Origin of the sequence: Aquabacterium sp. UBA2148 (genome assembly GCF_002328915.1) — a bacterium.
Taxonomy (GTDB): domain Bacteria; phylum Pseudomonadota; class Gammaproteobacteria; order Burkholderiales; family Burkholderiaceae_C; genus Aquabacterium; species Aquabacterium parvum.
In genome coordinates, this window is record NZ_DCXA01000028.1 from 1 (window position 1) to 3,367 (window position 3,367).

Here is a 3,367-nt window from a genome sequence, read left to right on the forward strand (position 1 = left end):
CGCTACCACCTTGACTGATGACGCCCCAGCGTGGATGGGCCAGACGGCTCATCAGGCGGCCACGCGGATCCGGGCGTGGTCGCCTGCGGTGTGGCACGACGGTTGGCTCACTGCACCGTGTAGCCGCCGTCCACGACCCAGCCCTGGCCGCTCACGTAGCTCGCCCCCGACGACAGCAAGAAAGCCACCACCTCGGCGACCTCTCTCGGCTGACCGGCTCGGCCCGCAGCGCTGCCGCTCATCATGGCTTGCAGGTTGTCGCGGTTGCCAAAGCCTTGCAGGGCCATGGGCGTTTCGACCGGACCGGGCAACACGGCGTTCACGCGGATGCCCTGTTTGAAGTACTCCAGCGCCGCCGTCTGGGTCAGCCCCATGACGGCATGCTTGCTGGCGTTGTAGTGCGCGATGCCGGGAAAGCCGATCTGCGCCACGATGGAGGCGTTGTTGACGATGGCACCGCCACCGCTTTTCAGCATGGCCGCGATCTGGTGCTTCATCGACCAGAACACGCCCAGCACGTTGGTTCGCATCACCGCCTCGAACGCTTCGGTTGAGATCTCGTGAAAGGGCTGTCCCGCACCGAGCAGACCCGCGTTGTTGAAGGCGCCATCGATGCGACCGAAGTGCGCCACCGCCTGCGTGACGGCTCGCTGCACGTCGCTTTCCTGATCCACGTCCATGCGCAGCACCAGCGCGCGGCCGCCTGCGGCCTCGACCTCGTGGGCCACGTCGGCACAGGCGGCCTCGCGCCTGGCAGACAGCACGACGTTGGCACCCCGAGAGCCCAGCAGGCGGGCCGTGTCGGCCCCCATGCCCGACGAAGCACCGGTGATGAAGATGGTTTGACCTTGGAGGTTCATGTTCGGCTCCTGCATTGGATGGGTGAAGAAACAGGGCCAGCGTAGGGCGATCGGATTCATCACACAATCCACCTACCATTCAATGCATTGATGAACAGGGCTCAGCAATGAACACCCCTCCCCTGCAGGACCTCCAGGCCTTCTCGGCGGTGGCGCGCCTGGGCAGCTTTCGGCGCGCAGCCATCGAAGTCGGGGTGAGCCCCTCGGCGCTGAGCCACACCATCAAAGGGCTGGAACAGCGCCTGGGCCTGCGCCTGCTGCACCGGACCACGCGCAGCGTCTCGCCCACCGAGGCGGGGCGGCAACTGCTGGCCAGGTTGGCACCCGCCCTGCAGGACATCACCAGCGCACTCGAAGACATCAACGCCTTTCGCGACAGCCCCATGGGCACCTTGCGCATCAACGCCCCGCGCGCGGCCTGCCAGTGGGTGTTGCCACCATTGGTCAGCGGCTTCCTGACCCGGCACCCGGGCATGCGCATGGAGGTGGTGGCCGACGACCGTTTCGTCGACATCGTGGCCGAGGGCTTCGACGCCGGCGTGCGCTTCGGTGAAAGCCTGCAACAGGACATGGTGGCGGTGCCGCTGGGGCCGCCTCAGCGCTTCGTGGTCGTGGCCTCGCCTGAGCACATCGCCCGCCATGGCCGCCCCAAACACCCGCGCGACTTACAGCAGCACCCCTGCATCCGCATCCGCTTCCCCAGTGGCAGCTACTTCAAGTGGGAGTTCATCAAGCGCCAACACGCGGTGCAGGTGGAGGTCGATGGTCCGCTGGCCAGCGACGACCTCATGCTCATGGTGCAGGCCGCAGAGGCCGGCGTGGGCCTGGCCTACACCTACGAGCAACATGCGATGCCTGCCCTGCAAGCCGGACGGCTGGTCACCGTGCTGGACGACTGGTGCCCTCGTGTGCCGGGCTTCAACCTCTACCACCCCAGCCGCAAGCTGATGTCGGCGGGGCTGCGAGCCTTCATCGACCACGTGCGCCTCACCCATGAGGGGGTGGCCGCAAGCTAGGGGGAGGCCCTAGTTCGCAGGATGTGTCCGAAAGGATGGGTGCTTACCGTTCGGGTGCTGCTCACAGCCCAACCCGAAAGGACCTCACCATGCCCATCCTCCATTTCCAGGCCCCCTTGGCCACCGTCGCCCGCGCCGACCTGATCGCGCTCTACAAGGAATGCCAGCCGCGCGTGCTGGTCGTGACCGACACACTCAACTTCGACCCCGGCCAGGGCTTCGGCCTCACGCAGTTCGTCAACACGCTCAAGGGCTCGACCATCCACGGCATGACGCCCAAGGTGGTGACCGCCAGCCGCATCGCCGACCCGAACGCCGACATCCCCAACTTCGACTTCAACGATGCCAGCAAGGGCCTGAGCATCTCGCGCTACGACGTGGTCTTCCTGTTCGGAGCCCGGCCCGAAGGCCTCAGCGACCTGCCAGGCCCGCAAGTTGAAACGATCGCGAAGTTCATGGAAGCCGGCGGCGGCGTGTTCGCCACCGGTGACCACCAGACGCTCGGCGCCTCGCTGTGCGGCAACGTGCCCAGGGTGCGCGCCATGCGCCGCTGGAAGGCCGCCCAGACCCCGCCCCATGTGAGCAACACCAACCGCTTCTCGACCAACCTGTCCGGCCCGAACGAAGGCGAAGAGTTCAGCGACCAGTCCAACACCGAGCCGCAACGCCTGTACCTGAACTTCCGCACCCAGGCCGGTGGCGTCGGCAGCCCTCACCCGCTGGTGCAACTCAAGGCGCCCCGCCGCGCCCTCGAGGTCTACCCAGATCACCCGCACGAAGGCGAATGCCTGGTGCCAGCCAGCCTGGGCGGCAACATCACCGTCGGTGGGCAATCGGTGCCCGAGTGGCCCAACGACCTCACGGGCGCCGCCCTGTCGCCGGAGATCGTGGCGATGTCGGTCTCGCATGGCGACGGCTTCCCCAGCGGCCCGACCGGCCCCAAAGATGCCCTGATGCCCAGGCTGTTCGCCTCCATCGTGGCCTACGACGGTCACCGCGCCAACAAGGGCCGCGTCAGCACCGACTCCACCTGGCACCACTTCATCAACATCAACCTGGACGGCACGGGCGAGCCCGGCTTCAATGGCCTGCAATCACCCGCTGGCGTGGACACCGAAGCGCTCAAGCGCATCCGCGAGCATTACGTCAACCTCGCCACCTGGCTGATGCCCAAGAAGGTTCGCAAGTGCCTGCGCTTCCCCCTGGTGCTGGAAGAGCTGGCGCGCTTCCCTTTGATCGAGGAGCTGGAGCTGCCCCCGTTGAAGGCGGCCACGGTCGCCGACCTGACCCAGGCCGGTGGCGCGCTGCTGCAAAGCCTGTCGCGCCGCATCGCCCCTTGGGAGGTGCAGGCCTTCGTCTTCGACACCCTGAGCGACAGCCTGGGCGAGGCCGAGGCGCTCAAGCTGCTGGACCAGGACGACGCCGACACCGCCTTGCGCAACCAGGACATCGCGCAGGCCGCCGTCGGAGGTTTGCTGACAGGTGTGGCGG

At 67.0% G+C, this 3,367-nt stretch carries 3 protein-coding genes; 2 read left to right on the forward strand and 1 reads right to left on the reverse strand.

What is annotated here, in order from left to right:
- Window positions 1–107: 107 nt before the first annotated feature.
- A complete protein-coding gene (locus B2W70_RS01715) occupies window positions 108–860 on the reverse strand; it encodes an SDR family NAD(P)-dependent oxidoreductase (RefSeq protein WP_286742237.1) in 753 nt (250 codons plus the stop codon).
- A 107-nt stretch (window positions 861–967) separates the two neighbouring features.
- Here B2W70_RS01715 and B2W70_RS01720 point away from each other — a divergent pair, with 107 nt between their 5' ends.
- Window positions 968–1,876 carry a LysR family transcriptional regulator gene (locus tag B2W70_RS01720; RefSeq protein ID WP_286742238.1) on the forward strand — a complete coding sequence of 303 codons (909 nt, stop codon included), beginning with the start codon at window positions 968–970 and terminating at the stop codon, window positions 1,874–1,876.
- Window positions 1,877–1,965: 89 nt separating this feature from the next.
- On the forward strand, window positions 1,966–3,367 hold a 1,402-nt coding region (locus B2W70_RS01725), incomplete at its 3' end, for a hypothetical protein (RefSeq protein ID WP_286742240.1).